Raw genomic sequence first — 25112 nt, forward strand, 5'->3', positions numbered from 1 at the left:
GCCTTGATCCCGCCTGCGCGGCTCTGTCTTAGAGGTGGAGCGGGCGGGTGAAACTAGCGATGTTCCCACCCAGCTTTCTCACTGTGGTGTCGCGGGACATGGCAAACAGCTGCAAGTTCAGGGTCCGGGCCTGGACGGCGGTCTGCATTTTGGTTTTTCCGCTCGAGAAGCGGAAGGACAGGAGGTCGGTCACCTCGTCCTCGGTCTCGAAGATGAAGCTCATGTCCTGCAGGAACACCAAACCGTCGAGCTCGGTGCACACGGCGATCTGGAAGTTGCCTCTGCGCTGGCTGTGGGCTTCGCGGTAGAACTCGCCGAGCCGGCCGTCCGTCTTCGGCAGCCGAGTCAGCTGCTTGAGAACGGCCGCGACCGCCTGCGACTGGACGCCGGTCAGGCTCGCCGCGGCGATCTCGAGGATCACCTCGTCCATGGTGAAGGAATCGTTGCTGGACTCCCAAGACCTTGGGTCGAAGGAGCCCCCATCCCAGCCTAACGTCGCGAGAACCTGGTTGTATTGTCGGTACCAGTCATACGTTGCATTCTCGCGGTCGAACTTCTTGTCGGCGGCGAGCTGAGCGAACAGCGTCGAAATCAGCACGTCGCTCTGGGTCTGCTCCGAGACCGCGGAGACGAAGACTACCAGGCTGCCCTTGTTGATGGTGACTTGCGCGTTTGTAGAGTCCATGGCGAGCGAGCATAACCCGCACGGACGGCGCCGGGGAGTCGGGCGAACCGCGAGCGGACGCGCGGTATGCACCCCTGCCATGCTGCGACCGACGCAACACCGATCCACGCCCAACCCGCAACGCGGCCCCTGGGTCATCTGTCAGGCCGATGATCTGGCGACGGAGACGGGACGACGTCGTCCGGCGTGAACCACCTGTCGCTCTGGATCGGCTCGACCTCGACCTGGCTTCGGCCCTGGCGCTTCGGCCTCGCAGCGGGCGTCGTCGGCTTCGCAGTGGGCGTCGTCGGCTCGGTTGGCTCGACCTGGCTCCGGCTTTGCCTCGGCTTCGCAGCGGGCCGACCTGGTTCATCGTCCCGAACCGGCTCCCGCCCGGGATCGCTGGCGACACGTTGAGAATCCTCGCGCTGTCTAACGACACCGGCGAGATTGTGGCAGCGGGGGGTTGCACCTCCGCGCGTGCGGGGTCGGCCGCAGGTAGTCGGGGAACCGCGCGGCTCCCCCCCCAAGCGTACCATCCTCCAGTGAAGGCCCAGACCCTTTGCCAGGGCTTTGCCAAAACCGGCCGTTTTGCCAGGGATGGATCGTAACTGATGGTGGAAACGCGTGGCTAAACACCCATCAATACGGCCAGGAGACGAGGGGGCCGAATGATGGGTGTTATAGTTCTTGTTGGGGAAGTACTGGTAGAGCGAGCCGACGCTGACGCCGGCCCGCTCCGCCACGCGAACGGTGGTGAACGCGGCCGCGCCGTCGCGCTCGAGAACGCGAACCGCGGCCTGCAGGATGGCCTCGACGAGGCGGCTCGAACGCGCCTGCTGCGGGGTCTTTCGGGGTGATAGGACGGGCCTGGGTCGTCTCGGCATGACGGGTGGGGTGACGAGTGTGTTCGACATGGATCCTCTTCGTGTGGCGCGAGGTCGCGTCCCTCGATAAAATACGAATGAACCTTCGCTTTCACAATTCGCGGCGCCGCGTCGCGCACCGCCGCCGCGGGACGTGCGTGCCGCCCGGCTCACGACGCGAGCAGCAGCGGCAGCTTGCGCGCCCCCGTCATGTTCGGGCTCGGGATGAACTCCGGCCCCTCGGGGTCGACGCGCAGGTCGGGGAAGCGGTCGAGCAGGATGCCGAGCGCGACGCGGCCTTCGAGGCGGGCCAGCGGCGCGCCGAGGCAGACGTGGATCCCGCGGCCGAACGCGACATGCGGGCTCGGATCGCGGGTCGGGTCGTATTCGTCGGGGCGGGCGAACTGCCGCTCGTCGCGGTTGGCCGCCGCGATCCACACCATCAGCAGCTTGTCGGCCGGGATCCGCGCCCCGCCGAGCTCGGTCTCGACGGTGGTCGCCCGGCCGACCGCCGCGAACGGGCTGAGGAAGCGCAGCGACTCCTCGATCGCCCCTGGCAGCCAGCGGCGGTCGGCGCGGACGCGGGCCATGTGTTCGCGGTGAGCGTCGAGGCACAGCACCGTGTTGCCGAGCAGCATCGTCGTCGTGATGTGACCGGCGATCAGCAGGACGGTGGCGAAGTTGACCACCTCGTTGCTGGTGAGGCGCTCGCCGTCGACCTCGGCCTGGACCAGCTTCGTCAGCAGGTCTTCACGCGGCCGCTGCATGCGCTCGGTCGCGTGGGCCGCGAGGTACGCCAGAGCGGCCATCAGCTCCAGGCGCCCGCGCTATCCTTTGGTGCAGATCAGGCACCACAGTGATCCCCTCGGCGTGCCTACCGCACGGTACGCTCCCTGTCTACGATGAAGACCAGCCAATTGCTGCCAGTCGCCCGACTGGCTTGGCCCGCCCAGGCGGGCCGTTTTCATGGAGGTTTCATCATGTTTGCAGTAGATAACACCGCGCACCAGGGTAGCCAGCAGTTCAACGAACTGGTTCCGTCCCGCTACGCGCTGCAGGTCGGCGAGATCGACGTGCTGGTCGTCAGCGACGGCGTGCTGCCGCTGCCCACCGCGACCATGGCCACCAACGTTGATCCGGCCGACCTGTCGGCCTGGCTGGACCGCATGTACATGCCGCAGGACGCGTTCGACTGGCCGCTGAACGTGATGGTGGCGCGCAGCGGCGAGCAGATCATCCTGGTCGACGCGGGCCTGGGCGGCCAGTACGCTGGCTTTCCCCGCGCCGGCCAATTCCCGCAGCGCCTGAAGGCGGCCGGCATCGACCTGGCGGCCGTCACCGACATCATCATCACCCACATGCACATGGACCACGTGGGCGGTCTGCTGGTGGACGATGTGAAGCAGCGCCTCAATCCCGATGTGCGCATCCACGTGGCTGCCGCCGAGGTGGAGTTCTGGGGCACGCCGGACTTCTCCCAAACGTCCATGCCTACGCCGGTGCCGAACGTGCTGCGCACTACCGCCACGCGCTTTCTGGAAGAGTACCGCGACCGCCTGCGCATTTTCCAGGACAGCTACGAGGTGGCGCCAGGCGTGGTGGTTCGCCTCACCGGCGGCCACACCCCTGGCCACAGCGTGGTTGACCTGGCGTCGGACGGCGAGCGCCTGACCTTCGCCGGCGACGCCATGTTCCTGGTCGCGTTCGACCACCCGGACTGGCACAACGGATTCGAGCACGACCCGGAGGAGTCGGCGCGCGTGCGCATCGGCTTGTTCCGCGAACTTGCCAGGACGGGCGGCCTGCTGGTGGCGTCGCACTTGCCGTTCCCCTCCGTCGGCCGCGTGGCTATTGAAGGTGAAGCCTTCCGCTGGGTACCGGTCATCTGGGATTTCTGATCTCTGCCACAGGCAGGCGGAGTGAGGACTAAGCCCCTCCGAGTGGAGACCCGCGGCGTTTTGGCAGCGGAGGGGCTTCCAGAACTCCTTCAAGGTCTGGACGGTCCCCTGGGTCTTCTTGATGGTCCTGGGCGCACCCGCTGCCCGCAGGCCGCGGACCCTCGACATCGAGCGCGGCGCAGAGCTCGTCCAGGTCGAGCTGGCAGCTCGCGCGCTCGCATGGCTCGACGGCGGAGTCGGGCAGGTCGTATCCGCACGCCGATCAACCCGGAAGACGCGTGGGTGTGTAGTTCGCCTCGGGGAAGCCGCAGTCGAGGGTGTAGGTGCCCATGAAGTTCAACTCGACGCCCGCGAGCTCCGGCGTCGGCAACCACACGATGTCATCCTGCAGGCAGTCGCACGAGCCGATGTTCGGCGGGCCGCGCAGGGCCTCGAACTTCCGGCACAGGGTTGTGTGCGCCGCGGGGCCCCGCGGTCGCGTCTCGACGCGGAGGCGGCCGAGCAGGTCCTGACCCTCGCACACGGCGTGGCACGCGGAGATGTCGACGTCCATACCGGCGAATTGACAGGCCTCGACGGCGACCTCGAGGAAGCCGTAGCCGCCGTGCTCGTTCCGCCCGAGCGACCCCGTGGCGAACGCGGGGCGCGGCTCACAGGGGGTCGCGCAGGCGATCGCGCCGCTCGTCCGCCGTGCGATGTCCTGATGGGTGTCGCGCGGGTTGTGGAGGGCGTACGGGCGTGTGCCGCACTTCCCGGGCGCCGCCCCGTCGCCGTGCGCCGGGGCGGTCGGTGGCGGCGGCGCGACGGACCGCGGTGTCGGCGTGCAGCCGACCATCGCGGACGCGGTCAAGAGCGAGCACAGGCGCCAGAGCGTCATGAAGAACCATCCTGCCTCATTACGACCGGCGCGCACCATTCGATCCTGCGTGCGACAGACGTGGAGGGCGGCCGCTCGCGGCTGCCATGCCGCTCTGCGGGCGGTGGGGCACGTTCAGACGAGACATCGAGCTCGTGTCGGGGCATCTTCTTGTCGGCATGAGCACCGACGCCGAACTCGTCGACGGATGGCGCCGCGGGGAGCGCGAGGCCTGCGCGCAGCTCTTCGAGCGCTGAACACCAGGAGCTCGACCACCGCCGGCAGCCCGAGCTGGGCCATCAGCAGCAGCGGGACGTGAAGCAGCGCCGAGACGGCGAAGGCGAGCGGATCGGCCGCCGGATCGAGGTACATGCCGCAGCCCTGGGCGCCGTGGCCGAAGGCGCGATAGGCCGCGTACCAGGCGACGACGACGAGCGCGTACGGGGCGAGCGTCCGCACGCGAGCTCGCCAGCCCTCGGCGCGCTCGAGTACGAGGGCGTATGCCGCGAGGTACCCGAGGCACGCCAGCGCCGACTCGGGGGCCAGGAGACCCAGCGCGAGCGCGCCGGGCCCGACGACGACGCCGACGGTCCAGCCACGGGCGCGCCAGTGGTGATGCGCGAGCAGGGCGAGCACGCCGAACACGGCGCCGATGAGTCCGTGTCGCGCCGCGATCCACCCGACGCTGGCGGCGTGGGCGTCGTCGACGGCGAACAGGAGCAGCGCGTGCATGCGGGGCGCGACCCTGATGGACTACCCCGACGCGTGCGCTCGACGTGCCGGTGCGAGACCGCTGAGGCGAGATCGATCCGCGCCGCGATGGAGCGCGCTCCATCGCGGCGGCGGGCCTCGCCGGCGGCGGGCTCACTCGACGTCGATGTCGGTGAGGGTGTCCGGCAGCGGGCTCGAGGGCTGCGCGGCGCGGGGCTTCATGAAGTTCGCCTGCGAGGGCTCGCGCATGAAGGCCGGCGGCGGGACGTCGCGGCTGTTCATGAAGTCGCCGAGGCCGGGCTCCTGGTGGGCGAAGAACGCGAGGATCGGCTTGACGCCGGCGATCTGCTCCTCGGTGGCGGCGTCGCGGATCGCCTGGTCGGCCAGCGCGGCGGCCATCGACTCGCGGATCTCGGCGATCTCCGCGTCGAGCTCGGCGATGCGTGCGGTGCCCTCGTCGATCACCTTCTGGGCCCGCGCGCCGCCCTCGCGGATGAACGCCTGCAGCGCGTCCACCTCGGCGCTCGCTGCCTGGATGATCTTCTGCGTCGGGACATCGAAGGCGGTGAACGCCGCCTCGACGATCTGCCGCTTCAGCGCGGCCGGCGAGTTCTCCGGCAGGCTCCGCAGCAGGTCCTGAGCCTTGGTCACGCGCTGCTGCTGCTCGACCTCGACGCCAGCCCGGCGGAGCACCGCCGGGAAGTCGATCTCGGTCGGGTAGCGCTCGGCGAGGCGAAATTGGGGCGGGGGCGGGGGAGCGGGTGGCTGGATCGGCATGGGTGCGGGTGCGGGTGCGGGTGTGAACGCGGGGACGGGTGCGGGGGGGAGCGCGGGCATGTCGTCATCGACATCGATCGGGCGGCTCCCGAACAGGCCCTTCAGGAAACTCATCAAGCCCATGGTCTGGCCCTCTCTGGCATGGGACCGACTTTACTCCATTTTTTGAGGGGGCGCGCTTAAGCGGTTCGAAGGGGGAATTTCGTCGAAGTGTCGAGTACGAGAACGCTTGGAGGTCCACGGAGCAGGGTCAGTTCGTGAACCCCGATGCTCGACCTCGAACAGCTCTACAGAGCTCTCGGTCGGCAGGTATCGTGAACCTGGGCCCGGCGGGCACGCCGAGACGGACTCCTCGTCGGGCAAACGACAAGGGGCACGCCGAGACGAACTCCTCGTCGGGCAAACGACAAGGGAGGCCGAGCGCGGCGCTGGAGGCCGGTGCGGTCCACCGGTGAACAGCAGGAGCGGCGCTGGAGGTCACGACAAGGAGGCCGAGCGCGGCACTGCGTCCGCTCGGCGTCGCCACCGCCGGGACCGCCGCGCGCTTCCTCGCCGCCTTGCTGGCCGCCTCCCCGGTCGCCTGCCTCGTCGACGGCAGCGCCCGCATGCGCGAGCGGCCCATGGAGGGCCTCCTGTAGGCCCTGCGGGCCCAGGGCGCCGACATCGTCTGCCGCGGCGCCGACGACATGTTGCCGTGCGAGATCAGGGGGGCGCCCACCTGCGCGGCGGCGAGATCCGCCTGGCCCGTCCGCCGAGCTCCCAGTTCATCTCCGCCCTCCGCCCCGCTCGCCGCCGCCCCGCTGCGCATCGTCCTCGAGCAGGGCACCCCGGCGCGGCCCTACGTCGACATGACCCTCGCCTGCCTGCGCGACTTCGGGGCCGAGGCCGCGTGGGTCGAATCAGATGTCCTTCAGGTCAGCCCGGCCGAGCTGCGCGGGCGCGACTACCTGGTCGAGCCCGACGCCTCGGCCGCGACCTACTTGTGGTCGCTGGCGGCGATCTACGGCGGCGAGGTCACGGTGCCCGGGCTCGGCCGCGCCAGCCAGCAGGGCGACGCTCGCTTCGGCGAGGTGCTCGCGCGCATGGGCGCCGCGGTCGAGCAGGGCGAGCACGACACCCTGGTCCGAGGGACAGGTTCGCTGCGCGGCGTCGACCTCGACCTGGCCTCAGCCTGGCCGGCCGCGTCACGATCCGCGACCCCGGCTGCGTCGGCAAGACCTTCCCCAAGTTCTTCGAGGTGCTCGCCGGCCTCGGCATGGTCGAGTGACGGTGCGCCGCGGCGACCCGCTGACCCTCGAGCTGGACGGGCTCTCGCCGGAGGGTGATGGCCTGTCCGATGCGACAGGTATCATCGTACATGTCCCCGGGGGCTACCCCGGCGAACGCGTCGAGGCCCGCGTCGAGCACGCCTCGCCGTGGCCCGCCCGCACCCGCGCCGGCGCCCGCCGCCCTGCCCGCACAGCGACGCCGGCGCCGCCGCGTGCCCGGGCGTCTGCTCCGGCTGCCCGCTGCAGGCGCTCGACGTCGCCGCCCAGCGCGAGGAGAAGCGGGCCGCGCTGGTCCGCCGCCACGGCCTCGACCCCGGCCCGCTGGTCGCCGGCCCGGACGAGTGGGGCTACCGCTGGTCGAGCAAGCGCGTCGTCGCCGGAACTTCCGGACATGTCCTCGTGGGCAGCTGGTACCGCGGCGGCCACGACCTGGCGGCGATGCCGCCGACCGGCGTGCGGGGGATCGCGGCCGCCGGAGGACGGTGCAGATGCAGCGAGCCGGGGAAGTGCTTGGGAGATCGCATCGCCCGGGACTGGTGCAGATGCAGCGAACCGGTGCGAGCATGTGGCGAGAGGTCGGTGCGATGCGACGATCGAACGATCGATATCTCACGATGTCGATGCATATCGCGGGGATCCACGCGACGCCGCGGGTGGTCGGGACCGACGTGCGAACGATCAGCCGCGCCATTGTTGCACGATCGCGTAGGTTGCGCGGCGACGCGGAGATTGCTGGGGTGCGGGCAGAGTGAGAGCATCCGCGGATGAAACGTTTTGCGCTTGTGATTTCAGGGTTGTTTGCGTGTGGTGGGACTGCGACCGAGGGCACCGAAACGGCGTCGGGGTCGAGCACGGGCGCGAGCTCGACGACGACGGCGAGCACGACCGAGGGCACGCCGACCACGGGGTCCGTCGATGAGTCGACGGGCGAATTGACCGGGGGATCGACGACCGGGAGCAGCACCGGCGACGCGACGACGATGGCAGTCGATCCGAGCACGAGCGACACGACCGTGGGCGCGACGACCGACGCGACGAGCGTCGGCGAGACGACGGGCACGGAGGGGTCGACGAGCGGCGAGGGGTCGACGAGCGGCGAGGGGTCGACGAGCGGCGAGGGGTCGACGAGCGGCGAGGGGTCGACGACGGGGTCCGGCGAGTCGACGTCGAGCACGAGCGAGTCGAGCAGCGAGACGACGGCGGACAGCAGCTCGAGCGGCGAGGCGGTGGTGTGCGGCGACAACGACGTCGGGCCCGGCGAGGCGTGCGACGACGGCAACGACGTCGACACGGACGAGTGCACGAGCATGTGCCTGCTGGCGGAGTGCGGCGACGGGTTCGTGCAGGTGGGGGTCGACGCGTGCGACGACGCGAACGAGGTCAACAACGACCTGTGTAGCAACAAGTGCGTGGTGACGCCGAAGACGATCACGCTGGTGGCGGGCGGTAATACCAACCAGGTGGGCAACGTGAACGGCGGCTCGCCGTTCAACGACCCGTGCCCGGCCGGCAAGGTGCTGATCGGCTTCCAGGGGTTCGTCGGCTCGTACCACGGGCGGATCCAGGGCGTGTGCGGGACCGTCGGGCTGGTGCCGGCGATGGAGGGGTTCTCGGTCGCGGTGACGGACCCGGTCACGCTGCCGCAGCGCGGTCTGCAGGGCGTGACGCAGTGGATGCGGATGTGCCCGACGGACCAGATGATCGTCGGGTTCAGCGGTCGCTCGGGCGGGCTGGTCGATCAACTGACGTTCACGTGCGCGCCGCTGGTGGTCAGCGAGGCGAATGACGGGGCGTGGTCGATCGCGCTCGGTGCGACGACCAACCTGGCGGCGATCGGCGGCAACGGCGGGCAGCCGTTCGCGCAGACGAACTGCCCGGCGGGGCAGGTCGGCACGATGCAGCGGCTGCGCGCGGGCGACGGGATCGACGCGTTCGGGGTCGGCTGCAGCACGTTCGGCCTGGGCTTCTGAGGGCCGCTCGACGCGGGAGCGTCGTGGGTCGTATGCTCGGCCCACGATGGCCTACACGTTGAATGCATTGATCGCCGAGGCCTCGCTGCTGCGCGGCGAGCCGGGGCTGGTGGTGGCGCCGCTGGTGGGCGGCCTCGGGCTCGCGCCGCTGACCGGGGCGATGGTTTTGCAGGCTGACCCGTTGCTGGGAGCCGAGGGGCTGCGCGCGGCGCCGGACGACGAGTTCGACGAGCCGGGCGAGCGAGCGGTCGAGCGGACGCGGGCGGAGGCGGCGTTCGTGCGGATCTCGCGCTTTAGCGGTTCGAAGGGGGAATTTCGTCGAAGTGTCGAGTACGAGAACGCTTGGAGGTCCACGGAGCAGGGTCAATTCGTGAACCCCGATGCTCGACCTCGAACAGCTCTACAGAGCTCTCGGTCGGCAGGTATCGTGAACCTGGGCCCGGCGGGCACGCCGAGACGGACTCCTCGTCGGGCAAACGACAAGGGGCACGCCGAGACGAACTCCTCGTCGGGCAAACGACAAGGGAGGCCGAGCGCGGCGCTGGAGGCCGGCGCGGTCCACCGGTGAACAGCAGGAGCGGCGCTGGAGGTCACGACAATGAGGCCGAGCGCGGCACTGGAGGCCGGCGCGGTCAACCAGTGAACAGCAGGACCGGGGCGGTCGCGGTGGGGCTCGCGCACCGTGGAGGACACGCACGATGTCGTCGGGGTCCGAGACCACCTCGAGGACGCGCGTCTCGGCGGACGATGAACGCGTAGACGGCCGTAGCGTCGGCTTTCCTGCCGATCCCACGGGTGGTGAGGAACTCGAGGAACTCCTGACGGATGCCACGGGGCCACCGCTTCAGCTCGAGCTGGGATGTGTTCTGGCTCGCACCATCTCCGGTGGCTCGGCACGAGCCCCACGTGGAGAGCCAGGGGCTGTCCACCGTCAGAGGATCATGTGCGAGGGCCTCTGCGAGGACTTGCGGCCGCCTGCGCTGCCATGCGTAGTGGTCGATCGTAGCGTCCCACGACTCGGGTGTGAGGATCCGCGAGACGTCGGTGGAGGAAACTTGGGTGCCGGCCTTATCGGCCAGCGTATCAGTGAGGGGGGACAGTGCCATGTCCTTCTTCTTTCCAAAGGTCCGGGGGTGGATCCCCGGGCCTTTCTTTTTGGTTACGACGCGCGGGCCGGAACATCCGGGCCCGCACACCAAAGGCGTGCGCATAGGCTGTCTGGCGGCCCGCCACGGACCCATGACAGAACTATGACAAAGCGCATTGTCCGCACCGTGATTCTGCGGTCGATGATTCAATCTACTCCTCAAATCGGGGCTACTCTACTCTACTCCAATCCCCCAAGTCGGAAGGCTAATCTACTCTACTTCAGTCTAATCTTTCCCCGACGAAGATTATCCTCAATACCTCGCTCATACCGCTGCCAAAACAGCATGAGCACCATCATCATCCAATCCATCCCAATCCAGCTCCCACCCGATCGCGTCGCCCACATCACGACGCGCGACGGCATCCGGATCCGCGTCGAGCCGGCCCCCGCGTCCGCCTCAGATCCACCCCCTCGGCTCCGTCGCAGCCGCAAGGAGGTGGCCGAGGAGATGGACCAGCTCCTCCGGCTGGTCCGTTCCAGCGGGAGGATGGGCGCCTCCATGGACCTCATCCGCCGGGCGCTCGGGATCGAACCCTACTCCCGCGGCTACTTCCGCCTTTGCCAGCGGCTCCACCGCATGGTCAAGGCTGGCAAGCTGGTGAGCACCGGGCCCTGCGCGCATCGGACCTACCACCCGGCTCTGGATCCGGCGATCCACTCCAGATAGTGGATCTCCAGAGGTTCACGGGGGATGTGGACATTCACTATCCCCCGTGCACCGAGCGCCGCCTGCGCAGAATTGTCCGGATTTGGCCCGTCCAATTGCGGATCGGTCGTGGGAATGGCCGACCAACTCGGCACGCAAGGGGCAAGCGGCGGAAGGACCACCGCGGCAACGCCGCCAGGACAGCGTTCAGCCGTCCGTGGCACGGGACCGAGACCGCTCTTAAACTGGCCGCACCATGAACGAGCACGACCGCGACCCCGACTTCAACGATCCCGGCCACCAAGACACCGAGCCCACAAAGGCCATCGCCAGGAAGACGATGGAGGTGGGGAAGGCAACGGGGATCGACCTGCTGAAAGAGTACCTCCCGCAGAACATCAACACGAACGTAGGCGCGCTCTCGGCCGTGCTGGGTTTCATGTCCCTTGCCTGGTCGGCCTACCACATCCGCAAGTTCTCCAAGTACCTCGAGGATCTGGCGTTCGAGCTCGACTGCGACGACCCCGGGGCTCTCACCCAGCTACTGGAACTACATGGCGAGGAAGCTTGGTTTGCTGAGAACCTCGACAGAGGTTTTCGTCAGATGATGGAGGCGACTGACCACATTGCCAGGAAGTGCATCCTGCTGCTGGTGGCAGCCTATGCGAAGAGGAGAGAGCATCCAGACAGGGAGTACCGCATCTTCGGGTCTTATTTTGCCCAGGCTGACGCCGAGATCTTGCGGTTCACGCTCTCGATAGCGGATTGCTTTGCAAAACTGAGCACAGTGGATAGCGACGAAGAGGCGGTTGTCGCGCAACTGACCCAGAAGATCTCGCCTCAAGTCCTTCTCCATCAGGTCTTCCGGATCTACGAGGGGAGCGCACTTAACGTGCAGCTTGTTCCTGTGCCGGGAAATGGTGCTTTGAAACTGCGCAGCGCTTGCGATTCTCTCGTCCAGAGCGGGCTCTTGGCAGCTTGGACCGGAGATCTGCCGAAGCACGAACAATATAAAACCCATTTCATCGCAATCTGGGCCAGAGCCTCTCCTCCGCAAGTCGAGCAGATGAAGCGATTGCTTGTATACTTGGAGCCAGTCCGAGGACTGTTAACCCACGACGCACTGGATGGCCAAGGCCAGCCACAAGGCGCCCAGTAGCGCGCAGGTCGACGCCACGAGTTCAGTTGGTGGGCATCTTCATCGGGGGCGTGGTGGACCGGTTGTCCAGAACGAGATCCTCGGCCGCGTAGAGCTGAGGAGCGGTCGGCGGGGGCAGGGCAGCCTTGAGTCCCCCATGACGATCGGTCTCGGTGATCACCCCCTGGACTTGCCGGTTCGACGCCAGACGGACCGCGTCACCGACCTGGAATGGGCGCTTCTCCAGCGGGAGCTTGATCAAGACGAGGTCCTCACCAACGTTCGCGCGCAGCCATTTGGCATCCGCGGTGGTGTGTACGCCGAGGAAGGGGTCGAACGGTCCTTGCGGGAGATGGGCGAGAACGTCGGGGTCTTCCCAAGGGGAGGGCCCGTTGTGGAGGTTGAGGCGGAGGTAGGCCTCCTCGTCCACGACCACATGCCCCTCGACCGGGAAGGGGAACAAGTTGGTGACGCGGATGGTGGGGAGGTCGAGCGGAGAGGATGGGAGGCTCATGTTCGCCTCTTGTAGCACGTCTCGGCCAGCAGGATCTCGAGGTGGAGGCGGGCAGCCTCCAACCCTCGGAGCAAGGACCCGAGCTGCTCCTCGTCGCGGCGGGAGTCGCGCTCCTCCTCAAGCGAGCACTCCCAGCCCCACACGATCCACTGCGCCGTCTTGAGCTCGGCCATGGCTTCCCCTCGCGCTTCCTCAATGAGGAGCGCCTCGAGCTTCGTGTCCATGGGTTTTCATGATAGCACGCCAGGGGGGTACGAACGTGGCGCTCTGCCACGTCGGCGCGGTCGAAGTCGACACGCTATAATCCATCGCTTTTGGTCAACCCACCACGCACTGGATCATCAACGCCAGCCAGAGCGCCCCCAGCAGCATCACCGTCTGCATGACTCGGGCAGCAGCATCGGGCGGCGGTCGACCTCGCCGCGTCTGGCCCAGGCCTGTCCCGTGTTCCCTGGCCAGGCGATGGGCCCAAGTTTCGGTGACCAGCCTCGGATAGGGCCCGTTCCGCGAGGCAACCTGGTGCGGTCCAGTCGTCAACCGGCCCATGGTCATGTGGGTGAAGCTAGGCATCGTCGCCTCCTTCCGAGTCGACCCTACGGGCCAACGCCACCAGTTCGCGGCGAACCGCCAGCGCCTCGGGGGACCCTGGTGAGGTTGACTCGAGCCGCTCGACCAGGCGATGGAGTTCGTCACGCTCCATCTCGAGGGCGCGCCACCTGTTGTCGCTCTTCGATTTCAGCAGCGCATAGCCCACGAAAGCAGCGAGCGATGCCTTAGTCCCTTCAGACAAGGGCAAGCGGGCCCAGTCGGAGATCAGCCACACGCCCACGACGAGACCGGCGCTGATCTGCACCAGCCAGCGATCCAGGACCATCAGCACGACGGAGCCCACGCCACCTGAGCGGCGGCGCTGTCGTCGTGCTGGCCGAGGATCATCCCCCATGCAGACCTGCTACCTAGCCTCTGGGTAGCGATAGGCATGAATAGAGAACAATCTGCCGCACTCCAGACCGCCAAGCAAGGGACGATCCAAACGGGCCTGCTCGTCGTTCTCATCATCGCCGTCGCAATCATTGAGCGCGCCTGCCCTCCAATCCCGGTCCCTGCAGATCAGAGCCAGCCCAAGGTCGAAGCAAAGAACGAGGAGTCGAAGCAGGTCGAGGCAATCACGCCAATCAAGCTCGAGCCAAAGGTCGAGATTGAGGTGATCGGAGATCCTGCGGTTGGGCACTGACCAGACGTAGGTGTGTTCACAATCATGCTGCGTTCGATCGCCATCATCTCCTTGTCCGTCATGCTCATCGGCTGCGACCTCCCCGACGGGCCCAGTTCCACCAGCGCCACCGCCACGGAGGGCGCCACCACATCATCGCCCACCAGCTCCGAGACCGCCACGGAGGGCATGTCCAGCACGTCCGGCGAGGGCACGTCATCGCCTACCACCACCTCATCGCCGACCACCACCGGAGGTTCATCGCCGGTGACCGAGTGCCACGATGTCCTGGGCGGCTTCGGCTTCGAGCCGCCCGAGGAGCGCGTCGGGACGATCTGCCAGACCTGCGAAGGAGAGGACTGCGGTTGCCTCTGGGGAGTCGAGCTTGGCGGCCAGTGCGTTCTCGACTGCGAAGACGACTCCTGCCCCAAGGATCTGACCTGCCTGCATCTCCAGTGGGACGGCCAAGACGCATGGGGATGCTGGCCACACGCAGGCGGCGGCGATGAATCGGGCTCGGGCTCGGACTCCGGAGAAGAACCCGAGCCCGCCTGCACGCCCATCATGGATCTGTTGGGCAACGTAGTCGGCGAGAGCTGCCAGAGCCCCGACTGTCCGCTCGGCGTTGAGCCACTCACCGGGCTGTGCCTCCAGCCCTGCGAGTTGGGCTGTCCCAAGGGGCAGGCGTGTATGGACGTGGTTCTCGACCGGGAGGTGGTCTCGGTCTGCTGGCCGGCGGAGGCGTAGGTAGAAGCAAGAACACCGCGGGTCCTGGGGGGCCGCGGCGGTGGGTGCTCTGCTCCGCCCCGGGAGGGATAGTCCTCCCGGGGTTTTCTCGCGTGGCTACGCGAGCTTGAGGACAGCGAAGGACTCGCGCAGGCTCTCGAAGACCATGACTCGGTTCTCCTCGAGCGGGACGACCCAGACGAGGATCTTTCCGGCCTCGTACCCCTCGCGCAGCCGGCCCGGGTCGCAGGAGGCGGGAAGCCAGCCGAGGAAGGGGGGCAGGTGTTCGGCCACTTGGTTCGAGATGTACTCGTGGGCGCTCTGGTAGATCCCGCGGAAGTCCCTCGCGGCCGCGTCCAGCACGGTCGCGTCGGTGGTCTTGAGGGCGAGGCTCAAGCGCTCGAAGAAGTCCACGGGGGACCCTACGGGGCGCGGCGGCATGTCCTCGATGTCGAGCGCCACGTTCATACGTGCCCCCGTTCTTCGATCGTCCGGAGGTCCCGCAGGAGTGCGACGAGGTGTTCAGCGGTCTCGAGTTCAAGGATCACGAGGCCGGTCTCGGTGCGCACCTTGAGTCCGTGCGCTCGGAGCTGCTGGGCCACGACCGCGAGCCGGTTCGGCCTTTCGTCCTTGTCCTCGTCGCGGAGGGGGAACAACAAGGGAACGCCAGTGAGCTTCGAGACGGCCCTCAGCTTGGCGACCGAGACCTGGCAGAGGCGAGCGCACTCCTTCTCGTCTCGGGTTTGGGTGATGGCGTACCGAAGGAGCGCGCCGAGCGCCGACGACATACTCCGATCCTCTTGGAGAAGGAGGAGACGGCCGCCAGGCAGGCCGCGGACGCGGGTCTTGGGTGGTTTGGTCATGAGTTCCTCGCAGGCAGACTGAGCGTCGATCGAGCGTCGACTGAGCGATAGCCATCCTCGAGGACCCGGAAATCACAACCGCGCGGCAGCTAAACTCTGGGAGTGTCGCACGGCGCTTCACGAACCTCGGAAAGACCTTGGCGGACGACCCGCGAGGTGGCCGCGAGCGTCGGTGTACACGCAACGACCATCCTCAGATGGGCCCGCGAGGGGGTTCTTCCGACTCCCGAACTCCATCACGGCGGTCGGAGGGGACAGACTTCACGGTTCTCGGAGGTCGCTGTCGCTCAAGCCGCGTGGGTGAAGTCTCAGTTGGATGCTGGGTTCGACTTCGGCGAGATCCGCGGGAAGCTCGAGCGCGGGGAGTTCAAGCCGTCACAAAAAGGACAGCCATGAAGCCAAGGAGAGTCATGACGCTAAAACTGGACGAACTACCCCCTGATCTCCAACCTCTGGCTCGGCTCATCAATCGGTTCCACGCGATGAGCATGTTGGTCCACAAGCGAACTGCGAAGACTGTCCTGCTGGAGTTGTACGAGAAGATACTCGCGGATCTGGAAACCCTGCAGTCGACGCACCCCTCCCTGCCAAAGATTCTCTCGCAGACTAAGGGACGCGCGCCGGACGTGATTGCTTGGATGAAACCCGCAAATGAGTTGCGCCAAGCGCTTGCGTTGGCTCTCCAGCAGAAGGAAGCTGCAGGGGAGTGGGTGGCGGCAGAGGTGGATCTGAGGCTGCATCAAGCTGATGGGGTGCCTGCAGAATGATCCCCTTCCCTCCTGGATCGACCTCGTCCTCGTGGCCTTCATGGCCGTCTACGCCGTGGTCCAGTGGCGGCCTGCGCTCCAGGCGCTTGGCCGGCGACAGCCGGCCGGACTGACTGCCAGCGGGTTGCCTTTCGCGGTGCGCGACCTACGTTGAGGCCCGTGACCGCGCGAAATTATCCCGTTCTGCAGATCCCAGAGCTCCTGACGACCACTGTGCTTGAGGTTGACCCGGAGGAGTGGTGGCGCAGCGAGGCGAAGAGACTCCGCTCGGCCAGACGTGCCCCGCGACCGAGCGCTTGAGCTCAGCGACGAAGAAGACGAGGGGACCGGCCTGACGGCTTGTCCCCTCTGTCTTTTGGGTCAGCTTTCTTTGCAGGCCGGCTGCGTGATCTGACTTGCAGAGCATGTGTCCCAAAGGCCAGTTGGATTTTGCCAAATTGCCCTATGTTTTGCCAAGCCAGACGCGGGTTGCCGCGGGCCTGATGGGGGAATTGGTAACTCCCTCGGAACACCGTCTACTGGCCCAGGAGAGGAGAACGGGCGAGTTGAGGGTGCTGCGAGGGAGTCTGTTTACAGCATCGGCAAGCCACATGCGTGCTTGCCGATGAAGTCGTACAGCAGGTCGGTCGTCGGCGACATCACGGTCGCGGCGTGGGCGTCGCGGAATTGGCGTTCGACGCCGACCTCCTTGCGGAAGGCCGCGCCGCCGCAGATTCGCATGGCCAGCTCGGTGACCGTGGTGGCGACCTCGGCGGCGGCGGCCTTGACCTCGAGCACGCGGAGCTGGGCGTCGGGGCGGCCGGCCTCGAGCGCGGAGAGGGTGTCGGAGAGCAGGGCGCGGGCCATGTCGCGCTGGACGATGCAGCGAGCGACGAAGGCGCGGATCGTCGGCAGATCGGCGAGGGTCTGGTCGATGTGGGCGAAGCGGGCGCGGCTGGCGTGGGCGACCGCGCCGGCGACGGCGGCGTCGACGAGGCCGACATAGCAGGCGGCCGACAGCACCTGGAAGTGGGGCAAGATGGTGGTCATCATGATGTCGAGGCCGCCGCCGTCGGGGCCGAGCATGGCCGAGGCGTCGACGAGGGCGTTGTCGGCCCGGATCGGCGCCGACGAATTGCCGCGCAGGCCGAGCCCGTCGAACGGGCGCGGAATGCTGAGACCCGGGGTGCCCGCGGGGACCAGCCACAAGGTGCTGAGCTCCTGGGCGGCGACCGGCTGGCTCGACCATACGTAGCTGTCGGCCTCGCCGGCGGAGGTCGACCAGCTCTTCTCGGCGTCGAGGCGGATCCGGCCGCCGGCGACGCTGCGCGCGGTGCTGACGGGCGCCCAGAAGTGGCTGCGCGAGCCGGCCTCCGAGAAGGCGAGGGTGGTGACGTGCTCGCCCGCAGCGATCGCGGCGCGGATCGATCGCGGGCCGTGACGCTCGATCACCGCGACCCCGCAATAATGCATACACAAGACCATCCCGGTCGAACCACACGCGCCACCGACGAGCTCGACGACCTCGGCGGCCGCCCGCAGGCCGAGGCCGGCGCCGCCCACCTCCTCGGCGCTGAGGAGCCCGAGCAGGCCGGCGGCGCCGAGGCTGCGCATGGCGGCCCGCGGAAACACGCCGCGATCGACCTCGCAGGCGTGGGGGGCGATGACCTCGTCGACGATTCGCCGCGCTCGCTGAAGATGACCAGGGTCGCTTTGCATGGCCGCCATCGTCTTGCGCCAGGGACCAGCGGGCAAGCACGCGCGACCGAGGTTGCGCGTGGTGGGCATACCCCGAACCCTGTTATGAATCGCCGTTAGGTGTCGCGGGCCGGCGACACCGGGCGCGAGACGGCGCAATCGCTGCGGCACGCGGGCGCGCCGGCGAGCGGTCGGCCTGCTGGTTACGACATGTCTTTCGGGACATGGTCCGTCGCTCGCCGGCGACGGCGAAGCGGCCGCACGCCCCTCGCGGCGAACGGCGGTCACTACGGGGCAGGCGAGCGGAGCCGTGCGCCGGCCGTCGCGGTGAACGACGAGGCAATCGCGGGGCGAGGTGTGTCAAGGCGACGACGAGGCGATCGCGGGCGGACCGCCAATGCGCCGTCCGGCAGAGCTGCGAGGCGTGCGAAGGCGGTCGCGGCGAGAGGCAATCGCGGGCCGACGCGCAGCTCCAGCGAAGGCCGTGTCGCGGCGAGAGGCAATCGCGGGCCGAGGCGCGGCCGCGGGCGAGTTGCGATGGATTGAAAAGTCCGCGGCGCCCGGGTCAGCGGGCAGGATCCGGCTCGTCGCCGCCGAACGTGCGCGGCTCCGGCTCCGGCGGCTTCTGGTCGCCGGCGAAGACGACAGGGACTGCGACCGTCACGTCGGCGCCGGGGGCATCGGCGAGCACCGGCGGCTTTTGGCCGATCTGGCCCATGAGGCAGGTGCCGACCCCGGGCATGCCCGGGACGTCCGACACGCCGAGAGTCAGCAGCGAGCCGTCGGCGGCGTAGGTCGTCTCGACCGTGAACGTCGCGCCGTAGTCGGAGCCGGGCGGCCAGCAGGCCTTGCGCAGGGCGTCGCGGCGGCCGTCGAGGTCGGCGCGCAGGGCGGCGAGGACCTTCGGCTGGGCGGCGACGCTGGCCTCGCTGGCGGCGTTGAGGCCGGGGCTGCCGACGATCGGCGGCTCCGGCGGCAGCACGGCCGCAGGCGGACGCGCGGGGCGTTCGGCGACCTGCGGGGGCTCCTGGGCGAGCAGGTCCGCGGACGCGCGGCGCGGCGAGTCGCCGCGTTCGGGGTCGCGAGCGGGGTCGTAGTCGGCGCCGGCGACCCCGAGCGCGCGCCCGTCGGCAGCCGCGGCCGCAGCGGCGGCGGCGGTCGAGGCGTCGGGGCCAGGGGAGGGCGCGCCGCCGAGGACGAGCCACAGCAGGAGCGCGCTGCCGCCGAGCAGCGCCGCGCTCACCAGGTAGAATCCGCGCGATGCCATCAATGTTCCTTTGGACAGGTCCCGAAAGACATCATGGGAAAGACAGCGGGAGGGTCGCCGTCACGAGCTGGCCGGGCCGGGGGATCCGCAGCGGCGGCAGCTTGGCGAGGACGCACTGGGTGACCTCGGGGCGCGAGGCCCCGCGGGTCTCGACCGCGCCGCGGGCGATCTGCAGGCCCTCGGCGTCGAAGGTGTAGTTGAACTCGAGGAGCACGGTCGGCGGCGTGGCCTCGCCGGCGACCGCGGGGAGGTAGCAGTCCTGGCGCAGGGCGTCGCGGTGATAGGCGAGGGCGTTGGCGGCGTGGCGCTGCGCGGTCGCCAGGTCGAGCGCGGGCGGCTGCGGCGGCGGGCTCGCGGGCGCGGGAGGGGCCGCCGGCGGCGGACCGCCGGGCGCGGCCGCGAGACCGCCCGGGGCCAGGCTGCGGAGGCCGAGGAACAGGCCGAGGCCGATGAGGGCGCCGGCCAGGAGGATCGCCGTCGAGGTCGACACGGAGTGCGGAGGATGCCGGAGCCCGCGCCCCGCTGCCAGCCGCAGCGGGGCGCGTGGCCTCTCAGTTGGTGAGCATCACCCAGCCGGTGACGAAGCCGTTGTTGTTGATGGTGAAGGGGCCCAGGTTCTGGACACACAGGCCCACGTTCCAGCTGCCCGCGCCGGGCACCACCGAGCCGCTGCCGCCGATCGGGAACGGGTTGATGCTGAACAGGTGCTCGACGCCGGCGGCGTTCGAGAAGGTGCTCAGCGCCCCGTTGATCGGCGCGAAACAGAGGTCGGCGTTGCTGAATTGCGTGGCGTTGGACGAGAGGCCGAGCGACGAGATCGCCGAGCCGGTCAGGCGCTGGCCGGCGGCGACGTTGACGGTCACCGGTGGGCCGGCCCAGGTCCACACGCCGTTGGCGGGGATGCTGCCGACCTGGCCGACGAAGCGGGTGACCGCGACGATGCCGGTGGGACCCTGCGGGCCCTGGGGGCCTTGCGGGCCCTGGGCGCCCTGGGGGCCTTGCGGGCCGGTGGGGCCGGTGGGGCCGGCGGGACCGGCGGGGCCGGCGGCGCCAGCGGGGCCGGCGGGGCCCATGGGACCGATCGGGCCGATCGGCCCGGTCGGGCCCTGGGCGCCCTGGGGACCGGCGGGGCCGGCGGGGCCGGCGGGGCCGGCGGGGCCGGCGGGACCGGCGGGGCCGGGGTCGCCTTGCATGCCCTGGGGACCGGCCGGGCCGGGGTCGCCCTGCATGCCCTGCATGCCCTGCGGGCCGGGGTCGCCCTGGGGACCGGCGGGGCCGGCGGGGCCAGGGTCGCCTTGCACGCCCTGCGGGCCCTGGGGACCGGCGTCGCCCTGCGGGCCCTGGGGACCGGTCGGGCCGGGTTCGCCTTGCACGCCCTGCGGACCCTGGGGACCCGTCTCGCCCTGAGGCCCCTGGGCACCCTGCGGGCCCTGCTGGCCTTGCGGGCCCTGGGCGCCCTGGGGGCCTTCGGGGCCGGCGGGGCCGGCGGGGCCGGCGGGACCGGCGGGGCCGGCGGGGCCGGGCTGACCGACGTCGCCGGGGGCGCCCTGCGGGCCTTCGGGGCCGGCGGGGCCGGCGGGGCCGGCGGGACCGGCGGGGCCGGCGGGACCGGCAGGACCGGCAGGGCCCTCCGCGCCGGCGGGGCCGGCGGGGCCCGCGGGACCGGCGGGGCCTTCGGGGCCGGCAGCACCCTCGGCGCCGGCGGGACCGGCGGGACCGGCGGGTCCGGGCGGGCCGGCAGGTCCGATGAGGCCGGAGGGGTCGCCGACCCATTGACCGTTCTGGTCGATGACCGGGCCGAAGCCCTGGATGTTGACGTTGGTGGGATTGATCTCGCCGCGGACGTCGCCGGCGAACATGGCATAGGGGACGCTGACGATGGCGGCGCGGGGCGTCATCTCCGGGTCGGCGCCGACGGTGATGCCGAGCCAGCGGGTCGAGCCGTCGAAGACGTTCTCGTCGAGCGCCAATTGCTCGCCGAGGCGGACCGAGAAGAAGCCCTCGTCGAAGCTGACGCTGATGGTCTCGGACCAGATCTCGTTGCCGGCGACCTCGGCGTCGTAGATGGTGAAAGTGAGGTCCTGGGTGCCGTCGACGGGCAGGCCGTTGGCGTCGAACAGGCGACCCTGGTGGGTGACGAGCTCCGGCACGGCGAGCGCGCTGGCCTCGATCGGCAGCGCCCACGCGCCGGCGAGGATCGTGCCGAGACACCATTTCTTCAGGGTTAAGAAGGAGCCGAATCGTTGCATTCTCATGGAGGGTTCCCGTTGGCGCCGATCAGGCCGCCTTGCAGTCGAAAGTTGTTCGAGGTGTAGACGCCCTGGTTCTGGGTCGGCTGACCCAGCGTGAAGACCATGCGGAAGTTGGGGCTGGTCGCCACGGTGCCGCTGTTGACGGTCTGGGTGATCGACTTGCCGACGATCTCGTTGCCGGTGGTGCCGTCGGTGTCGGTATCGGTGGTGTCCGTCGTGGTCGTCGTGGTGTCCGTCGTGGTCGTCGTCGTGTCGGTGGTGTCCGTCGTCGTCGGGCCGGTGGTGGTCGTCGTCGGGTCGACCGCGGTGGTCGAATCGGTGCCCGTGAGCGACGTCGTCGGCGGCTGCTCCGTGGTCGTCGGCGTGACCGTGGTGGTCGGCGGCGACTCGGTCGTGTCGGGCTCGTCCGTCGTCTGCGTGGTCGTCCCCGGGAGGGTGTCGGTCACCGTGGTCGTGTCGTCGGCGCACGCTGCTGCGAGCAGCGCGACGATGCCGAGCGCCGACCACGGGCGCGGCGGCCCATGGGCCGTACTTCCAATCCATGCCATCAAGTGCATCCTCGCTCCCTATCCAATCTGCCGACGGCACCCACAGGCCCGCCGGTGGTGGCGAGACTATCCACAAAGCCCGAGGCTGCTGAAGGTCCCCGTGTGTGGTCGCTCGGAGACATTCCCGCCGCTCGCCGGCGCGGAATCGACACTCGCGGGGCCGCGCGCGGCGGGGCGCCGATCGGCTGAATCGCGCGCGAGGCGGGCGCGGGCGGCCGATTCGGCGGCGAAGAGCGGGGGCGACCGGGCTCGCGGGCGGCTCGCTGGTGTGAACATTACGTCGCGGATAACGGGCACGACCGCGCGCCGAATGGGGGCTCGCGGAGACGATCGTCGCGCGCGCCCGGGCGGGCGGACGCGAGCGGGAGGCCGGGATCCGGCGCGCGAACGGGCGCGAAATCGCTGCTCGTGGCAATCGGCCGGCGGCAATGATGGCAGGGCGCGGGCCGGAGTGTTCAGAGGCCTGTCCGTCGACCTGAGGCGAGCGGGCGCGGAGGGGTTCAAAGCGGCATGTCCGACCGGTCCGAAGCATGCAGACGCGGCCGGAGGGGTTCAAAGCGGCATGTCCGACCGGTCCGAAGCATGTGGGCGCGGCCGGAGGTGTTCGAGCGGCATGTCCCATCAAATCTGTCCGGAGCGAGCGAGCGCGGGTCGGATATGTTCAAAGAGACATGTCGAACCGACGCGAAGCGAGCGCGCCCGGGCGAATTCGACATGTTCGAAGGGACATGTGGATTCGACGCCGAGCGAGCGCGGCCGGGGGCCTGACATGTTCGACGAGGGCGTGCCCCATCGCCGCGAAGCGAGCGCGGCCGGGCCGGCGTGGCCCAGCGCGGGCGACCCCGGCGGCCGGGCGAGTCATCATCGTTGCAGTGCGTGTCCCGCTCGTCGTGGCCGCGTCTGGCACGCTCCACGACGAGTATTCGCGCGACCGCGCCCGCGCGAGGAAACCGCGATTGACAGTCATCGCCCCGGTGCTACCTCTTCGCAGAGGAAGGAGGAATTGCCATGCTGATGAAGAATCGGATGGCTCATGTCGGCATTGCCGTCGCCGTCGCGCTGGCCTCGGGCGCCCTGTACGCGCAAACGTCGTCGGACATGCGCGGCCTCGCAGGCGAGGGCGTGCTCGCGGTCCACCCGGTCGCCGCCACGGAGGCCGCGCCCGCAGCCGCTGCGCCGCCCGCGGCCGAGCCGGGCGACGAGCAAGAAAGACGCGGCTTCACCGTCGCGTGCGACAAGCCCCAAGACGACGGGGCCAACTTCTCGTGGAAAGAAGGCGAGGGCTCCACGACCATCTACTACCACAACCACTGCCCGCATCCGGTGAAGGTCACGATCCACGCGAGCGATGGGGTCGGGGTCGATTATTCCGAGTGCTGGAAGGTGAAAGCCGGCAAGAAAGGCAAGAGGGAGATCAAGACGAGCCCGTTCGGGGAGTTCCACAGGCTCACCAGGGGCTGTTGAACGAATGCCGTCTGGCGAAGGACATGTCCGAGCGGCCCGCGGCGACGACGGGCCGCGGGCCGCGGTGGCCTGCCGTCAATTGGTCAGCTGCACCCAGCCGTTGACGCGGTTGTTGTCGTCGAGCGCCTCGACGCCGTTGTTGCGGATGCACATGCCGACGGTCCAGCTGCCGGCGCCGGGCACCACGGTGCCGGCGGCGGTGAGCGAGTTGGCGTATTGCTCGACCCGCGGCTGCACGAAGTTGACGCCGCTGAAGTTCTTCAGCGGCTGCCCGCCCTCCTGGTAGCAGAGGTCGAGGTCGACGCGGCGCCAGGTGAGGGTCGTGCCGTGGGCGAGGCCGGCGGTGGCGACGCCCGTCAGTCGCTGCCCGGCCTCGGTGACGATGACTGCGGTCGGGCCGACGAACACCCAGGCGGGATCGACGGGGATGGTCGGGACGGCGCCGGCGAAGCTGGCGGTGGCGACGATGCCGGTCGGGCCTTGCGGACCGGGAGGTCCTGCCGGGCCCTGGGGCCCTTGCGGGCCGGCGGGGCCCGCAGCGCCGGCGGGTCCGGGCGGGCCCGCGGCACCGGCGGCGCCGGCGGGTCCCTGCGGGCCGGCGGGGCCCATCGGACCGGCGAGGCCCATCGGACCGGCGGGGCCGGAAGGACCGACGGCGCCGGGAGGACCGGCGGGGCCGGAAGGACCGGCAGGGCCCTCGCTGCCGGCAGGACCGGCGGGACCGGCGGGTCCGGGCGGGCCGGCGGGACCGATCAACCCCGAGGGGTCGCCGACCCATTGACCGTTCGCGTCGATCACCGCACCGAAGCCCTGGATGTTGACATTGGTGGGGTTGATCTCGCCGCGCACGTCGCCGGCGAACATCGCGTAGGGGACGCTGACGATCGCGGCCCGCGGGGTCATCTCGGGATCGGCGTCGACGGTGATCCCGAGCCAGCGGGTCGAGCCGTCGAAGACGTTCTCGTCGAGCACCAATTGCTCGCCGAGGCGGACCGAGAAGTAGCCGTCGTCGAAGTCGACGGTGATCGTCTCGGACCAGACCTCGTTGCCGGCGACCTCGGCGTCGTGGATGGTGAAGGTCAGGTCGTGGGCGCCGTTGACGAGCGAGCCGTTGGCGTCGAACAGGCGACCCTGGTGAGTGACGAGCTCCGGCACCGCGAGCGCGTGGGCGGCCAGCGGGGCCATCGCGGCGGTCGCGAGCGCGGCGGCCAGGCACCGGCGCGAGAGGATCAGTCCGGGTCGTTGCATCGTCATGGAGGGCTCCCGTTGGCGCCGATCAGGCCGCCGCGCAGGCGAAAGTTGCTCGAGGTGTAGACGCCCTGGTTCTGCGTCGGCTGACCCAGGGTGAAGATCATGCGGAAGCTGGGGCTGGTCGCCACGGCGCCGCTGTTGACGGTCTGGGTGATCGACTTGCCGACGAGCGGGTCGCCGGTGGTGCCGTCGGTGTCCGTATCGGTGGGGTCGGTCGTGGTCGTGGTGGTGGTCGTGGTCGTCGTCGCGTCGGTGGTCGTCGCGTCGGTGGTCGTCGGCAGAGTCGCGGTGGTCGAGTCGGTGCCGGTGGAAGTCGTCGACGTCGGCGCGTCGGTGGTCGGCACGACTGTGGTGGTCGGCTCGTCCGTGGTGACTGTCGGCGCCTCCGTGGCCTGCGTGGTGGTGCCCTGGGCCGTGTCGGTGACCGTGGTCGTGTCGTCGGCACATCCGGCGAGCAGGCCGACGACTGCGAGCGTCGCCCACCCTCCGGGCCGCTGCCGGCGGTGGCCCGCGGCTCCTGTCCATCTCCTGCGCTGCATCGTCGCTCCTCTCGCCAATCCGCCGCCGACCCGCGGGTCGCCGGCGAGGCGAGACTATCCGCGAGTCGTCGCCGCGGCGACTGTCCA

At 69.4% G+C, this 25112-nt stretch carries 27 protein-coding genes and 3 pseudogenes; 11 read left to right on the top strand and 19 right to left on the bottom strand.

Annotation, left to right across the window (positions count from 1 at the left end):
* Positions 1–28: 28 nt before the first annotated feature.
* From O0S08_RS10945 to O0S08_RS10955, 3 genes and pseudogenes are all read right to left on the bottom strand, one after another.
* A complete protein-coding gene (locus O0S08_RS10945) occupies positions 29–685 on the bottom strand; it encodes a hypothetical protein (RefSeq protein WP_269039023.1) in 657 nt (218 codons plus the stop codon).
* A gap of 668 nt (positions 686–1353) precedes the next feature.
* Positions 1354–1551, bottom strand: a pseudogene (locus tag O0S08_RS51260) (helix-turn-helix domain-containing protein); the annotation flags it as partial.
* Positions 1552–1700: 149 nt separating this feature from the next.
* Positions 1701–2324, bottom strand: a pseudogene (locus O0S08_RS10955) (cytochrome P450); the annotation flags it as partial.
* A gap of 186 nt (positions 2325–2510) precedes the next feature.
* Here O0S08_RS10955 and O0S08_RS10960 point away from each other — a divergent pair.
* Positions 2511–3428, top strand: a complete 918-nt coding sequence (locus tag O0S08_RS10960; protein ID WP_269038376.1) for an MBL fold metallo-hydrolase — start codon at positions 2511–2513, stop codon at positions 3426–3428.
* Positions 3429–3690: 262 nt separating this feature from the next.
* On the opposite strand, the gene O0S08_RS10965 is transcribed toward O0S08_RS10960, so the two are convergent.
* The 3 genes from O0S08_RS10965 to O0S08_RS10975 form a co-directional block, all read right to left on the bottom strand.
* The gene (locus O0S08_RS10965) at positions 3691–4305 is read right to left on the bottom strand and encodes a hypothetical protein (RefSeq protein ID WP_269039026.1); all 615 of its coding nucleotides are present in this window, start codon (positions 4303–4305) and stop codon (positions 3691–3693) included.
* 114 nt (positions 4306–4419) lie between these two features.
* Complete coding sequence (locus tag O0S08_RS10970; RefSeq protein WP_269039027.1) at positions 4420–5016, bottom strand: hypothetical protein; 597 nt, start codon at positions 5014–5016, stop codon at positions 4420–4422.
* Positions 5017–5148: 132 nt separating this feature from the next.
* Positions 5149–5772, bottom strand: a complete 624-nt coding sequence (locus O0S08_RS10975; RefSeq protein ID WP_269039028.1) for a hypothetical protein — start codon at positions 5770–5772, stop codon at positions 5149–5151.
* 503 nt (positions 5773–6275) lie between these two features.
* Here O0S08_RS10975 and O0S08_RS10980 point away from each other — a divergent pair.
* A pseudogene (locus O0S08_RS10980) lies at positions 6276–7097 on the top strand (carboxyvinyltransferase).
* A 290-nt stretch (positions 7098–7387) separates the two neighbouring features.
* Here the strand turns inward: O0S08_RS10980 and O0S08_RS10985 are convergent.
* Positions 7388–7564 (bottom strand): hypothetical protein, encoded by a 177-nt coding sequence (locus tag O0S08_RS10985; protein WP_269039029.1) that lies wholly within the window; start codon positions 7562–7564, stop codon positions 7388–7390.
* 240 nt (positions 7565–7804) lie between these two features.
* Here O0S08_RS10985 and O0S08_RS10990 point away from each other — a divergent pair, with 240 nt between their 5' ends.
* The 4 genes from O0S08_RS10990 (at position 7805) to O0S08_RS11005 (ending at position 11965) form a co-directional block, all read left to right on the top strand.
* Positions 7805–9010, top strand: coding sequence for a hypothetical protein (locus O0S08_RS10990; RefSeq protein WP_269039030.1), 1206 nt, complete (start codon positions 7805–7807; stop codon positions 9008–9010).
* Positions 9011–9056: 46 nt separating this feature from the next.
* Positions 9057–9578 carry a hypothetical protein gene (locus O0S08_RS10995; RefSeq protein ID WP_269039031.1) on the top strand — a complete coding sequence of 174 codons (522 nt, stop codon included), beginning with the start codon at positions 9057–9059 and terminating at the stop codon, positions 9576–9578.
* Between the two features lie 865 nt (positions 9579–10443).
* On the top strand, positions 10444–10827 hold the full coding sequence (locus tag O0S08_RS11000; protein WP_269039032.1) for a hypothetical protein: 384 nt from the start codon (positions 10444–10446) through the stop codon (positions 10825–10827).
* Between the two features lie 235 nt (positions 10828–11062).
* Positions 11063–11965, top strand: a complete 903-nt coding sequence (locus O0S08_RS11005) for a hypothetical protein (protein WP_269039033.1) — start codon at positions 11063–11065, stop codon at positions 11963–11965.
* A 22-nt stretch (positions 11966–11987) separates the two neighbouring features.
* Here the strand turns inward: O0S08_RS11005 and O0S08_RS11010 are convergent, their stop codons facing one another.
* From O0S08_RS11010 to O0S08_RS11020, 3 genes are all read right to left on the bottom strand, one after another.
* A complete protein-coding gene (locus tag O0S08_RS11010) occupies positions 11988–12458 on the bottom strand; it encodes a hypothetical protein (protein ID WP_269039034.1) in 471 nt (156 codons plus the stop codon).
* Complete coding sequence (locus O0S08_RS11015; RefSeq protein ID WP_269039035.1) at positions 12455–12682, bottom strand: hypothetical protein; 228 nt, start codon at positions 12680–12682, stop codon at positions 12455–12457. The genes O0S08_RS11010 and O0S08_RS11015 overlap by 4 nt, the downstream gene beginning before the upstream one ends.
* Positions 12683–13020: 338 nt before the next feature.
* On the bottom strand, positions 13021–13338 hold the full coding sequence (locus O0S08_RS11020) for a hypothetical protein (RefSeq protein WP_269039036.1): 318 nt from the start codon (positions 13336–13338) through the stop codon (positions 13021–13023).
* A gap of 99 nt (positions 13339–13437) precedes the next feature.
* Here O0S08_RS11020 and O0S08_RS11025 point away from each other — a divergent pair, with 99 nt between their 5' ends.
* A complete protein-coding gene (locus O0S08_RS11025; RefSeq protein WP_269039037.1) occupies positions 13438–13692 on the top strand; it encodes a hypothetical protein in 255 nt (84 codons plus the stop codon).
* A gap of 24 nt (positions 13693–13716) precedes the next feature.
* Entirely contained in the window at positions 13717–14418 is a 702-nt protein-coding gene (locus O0S08_RS11030) for a hypothetical protein (RefSeq protein ID WP_269039038.1), read from the top strand.
* Positions 14419–14514: 96 nt separating this feature from the next.
* Here the strand turns inward: O0S08_RS11030 and O0S08_RS11035 are convergent, their stop codons facing one another.
* Together O0S08_RS11035 and O0S08_RS11040 are read right to left on the bottom strand one after the other, a co-directional pair.
* Positions 14515–14865 (bottom strand): hypothetical protein, encoded by a 351-nt coding sequence (locus O0S08_RS11035; protein ID WP_269039039.1) that lies wholly within the window; start codon positions 14863–14865, stop codon positions 14515–14517.
* Entirely contained in the window at positions 14862–15260 is a 399-nt protein-coding gene (locus O0S08_RS11040; protein ID WP_269039040.1) for a hypothetical protein, read from the bottom strand. Before O0S08_RS11040 ends, O0S08_RS11035 begins: the two co-directional genes overlap by 4 nt.
* A gap of 156 nt (positions 15261–15416) precedes the next feature.
* Here O0S08_RS11040 and O0S08_RS51265 point away from each other — a divergent pair, with 156 nt between their 5' ends.
* Together O0S08_RS51265 and O0S08_RS11045 are read left to right on the top strand one after the other, a co-directional pair.
* Positions 15417–15656: a MerR family transcriptional regulator gene (locus O0S08_RS51265; protein WP_371879533.1), complete on the top strand. Its 240-nt coding sequence runs from the start codon at positions 15417–15419 to the stop codon at positions 15654–15656.
* Between the two features lie 14 nt (positions 15657–15670).
* Complete coding sequence (locus O0S08_RS11045) at positions 15671–16027, top strand: hypothetical protein (RefSeq protein ID WP_269039041.1); 357 nt, start codon at positions 15671–15673, stop codon at positions 16025–16027.
* Between the two features lie 570 nt (positions 16028–16597).
* Here the strand turns inward: O0S08_RS11045 and O0S08_RS11050 are convergent.
* The 5 genes from O0S08_RS11050 to O0S08_RS11070 all read right to left on the bottom strand — a co-directional run bounded on the left by O0S08_RS11050 (position 16598) and on the right by O0S08_RS11070 (position 21780).
* Complete coding sequence (locus O0S08_RS11050) at positions 16598–17725, bottom strand: acyl-CoA dehydrogenase family protein (RefSeq protein ID WP_269039042.1); 1128 nt, start codon at positions 17723–17725, stop codon at positions 16598–16600.
* A gap of 544 nt (positions 17726–18269) precedes the next feature.
* Positions 18270–18971 carry a hypothetical protein gene (locus O0S08_RS11055; protein ID WP_269039043.1) on the bottom strand — a complete coding sequence of 234 codons (702 nt, stop codon included), beginning with the start codon at positions 18969–18971 and terminating at the stop codon, positions 18270–18272.
* 31 nt (positions 18972–19002) lie between these two features.
* Positions 19003–19461, bottom strand: a complete 459-nt coding sequence (locus tag O0S08_RS11060) for a hypothetical protein (protein ID WP_269039044.1) — start codon at positions 19459–19461, stop codon at positions 19003–19005.
* A gap of 61 nt (positions 19462–19522) precedes the next feature.
* Complete coding sequence (locus tag O0S08_RS51040; protein ID WP_276082595.1) at positions 19523–21220, bottom strand: DUF8740 domain-containing protein; 1698 nt, start codon at positions 21218–21220, stop codon at positions 19523–19525.
* A 2-nt stretch (positions 21221–21222) separates the two neighbouring features.
* A complete protein-coding gene (locus O0S08_RS11070; protein WP_269039045.1) occupies positions 21223–21780 on the bottom strand; it encodes a hypothetical protein in 558 nt (185 codons plus the stop codon).
* 999 nt (positions 21781–22779) lie between these two features.
* On the opposite strand from O0S08_RS11070, the gene O0S08_RS11075 reads away from it, so the two are divergent.
* Positions 22780–23235 (top strand): hypothetical protein, encoded by a 456-nt coding sequence (locus tag O0S08_RS11075; RefSeq protein ID WP_269039046.1) that lies wholly within the window; start codon positions 22780–22782, stop codon positions 23233–23235.
* Between the two features lie 75 nt (positions 23236–23310).
* Here O0S08_RS11075 and O0S08_RS11080 read toward each other — a convergent pair whose 3' ends face one another.
* Positions 23311–24483: a DUF8740 domain-containing protein gene (locus tag O0S08_RS11080; RefSeq protein WP_269039047.1), complete on the bottom strand. Its 1173-nt coding sequence runs from the start codon at positions 24481–24483 to the stop codon at positions 23311–23313.
* 2 nt (positions 24484–24485) lie between these two features.
* Positions 24486–25025 carry a hypothetical protein gene (locus O0S08_RS11085; protein WP_269039048.1) on the bottom strand — a complete coding sequence of 180 codons (540 nt, stop codon included), beginning with the start codon at positions 25023–25025 and terminating at the stop codon, positions 24486–24488.
* Positions 25026–25112: the final 87 nt, after the last annotated feature.

It is taken from the genome of Nannocystis punicea, assembly GCF_026965555.1.
GTDB classification, from domain to species: Bacteria; Myxococcota_A; Polyangia; order Nannocystales; family Nannocystaceae; genus Nannocystis; species Nannocystis punicea.

Coding starts and splice junctions, on each gene's coding strand:
- O0S08_RS11075 (WP_269039046.1), top strand. CDS start 22,780: ATGCTGATGAAGAATCGGATGGCTCATGTCGGCATTGCCGTCGCCGTC.
- O0S08_RS10990 (WP_269039030.1), top strand. CDS start 7,805: ATGAAACGTTTTGCGCTTGTGATTTCAGGGTTGTTTGCGTGTGGTGGG.
- O0S08_RS10985 (WP_269039029.1), bottom strand. CDS start 7,564: ATGCGATCTCCCAAGCACTTCCCCGGCTCGCTGCATCTGCACCGTCCT.
- O0S08_RS10975 (WP_269039028.1), bottom strand. CDS start 5,772: ATGCCGATCCAGCCACCCGCTCCCCCGCCCCCGCCCCAATTTCGCCTC.
- O0S08_RS11000 (WP_269039032.1), top strand. CDS start 10,444: ATGAGCACCATCATCATCCAATCCATCCCAATCCAGCTCCCACCCGAT.
- O0S08_RS11070 (WP_269039045.1), bottom strand. CDS start 21,780: ATGCACTTGATGGCATGGATTGGAAGTACGGCCCATGGGCCGCCGCGC.
- O0S08_RS11080 (WP_269039047.1), bottom strand. CDS start 24,483: ATGCAACGACCCGGACTGATCCTCTCGCGCCGGTGCCTGGCCGCCGCG.
- O0S08_RS11055 (WP_269039043.1), bottom strand. CDS start 18,971: ATGGCATCGCGCGGATTCTACCTGGTGAGCGCGGCGCTGCTCGGCGGC.
- O0S08_RS11035 (WP_269039039.1), bottom strand. CDS start 14,865: ATGAACGTGGCGCTCGACATCGAGGACATGCCGCCGCGCCCCGTAGGG.
- O0S08_RS11010 (WP_269039034.1), bottom strand. CDS start 12,458: ATGAGCCTCCCATCCTCTCCGCTCGACCTCCCCACCATCCGCGTCACC.
- O0S08_RS11050 (WP_269039042.1), bottom strand. CDS start 17,725: ATGCAAAGCGACCCTGGTCATCTTCAGCGAGCGCGGCGAATCGTCGAC.
- O0S08_RS51040 (WP_276082595.1), bottom strand. CDS start 21,220: ATGCAACGATTCGGCTCCTTCTTAACCCTGAAGAAATGGTGTCTCGGC.
- O0S08_RS11015 (WP_269039035.1), bottom strand. CDS start 12,682: ATGGACACGAAGCTCGAGGCGCTCCTCATTGAGGAAGCGCGAGGGGAA.
- O0S08_RS11030 (WP_269039038.1), top strand. CDS start 13,717: ATGCTGCGTTCGATCGCCATCATCTCCTTGTCCGTCATGCTCATCGGC.
- O0S08_RS10960 (WP_269038376.1), top strand. CDS start 2,511: ATGTTTGCAGTAGATAACACCGCGCACCAGGGTAGCCAGCAGTTCAAC.
- O0S08_RS11040 (WP_269039040.1), bottom strand. CDS start 15,260: ATGACCAAACCACCCAAGACCCGCGTCCGCGGCCTGCCTGGCGGCCGT.
- O0S08_RS10995 (WP_269039031.1), top strand. CDS start 9,057: ATGGCCTACACGTTGAATGCATTGATCGCCGAGGCCTCGCTGCTGCGC.
- O0S08_RS11025 (WP_269039037.1), top strand. CDS start 13,438: ATGAATAGAGAACAATCTGCCGCACTCCAGACCGCCAAGCAAGGGACG.
- O0S08_RS10970 (WP_269039027.1), bottom strand. CDS start 5,016: ATGCACGCGCTGCTCCTGTTCGCCGTCGACGACGCCCACGCCGCCAGC.
- O0S08_RS10945 (WP_269039023.1), bottom strand. CDS start 685: ATGGACTCTACAAACGCGCAAGTCACCATCAACAAGGGCAGCCTGGTA.
- O0S08_RS11045 (WP_269039041.1), top strand. CDS start 15,671: ATGACGCTAAAACTGGACGAACTACCCCCTGATCTCCAACCTCTGGCT.
- O0S08_RS11085 (WP_269039048.1), bottom strand. CDS start 25,025: ATGCAGCGCAGGAGATGGACAGGAGCCGCGGGCCACCGCCGGCAGCGG.
- O0S08_RS10965 (WP_269039026.1), bottom strand. CDS start 4,305: ATGACGCTCTGGCGCCTGTGCTCGCTCTTGACCGCGTCCGCGATGGTC.
- O0S08_RS11005 (WP_269039033.1), top strand. CDS start 11,063: ATGAACGAGCACGACCGCGACCCCGACTTCAACGATCCCGGCCACCAA.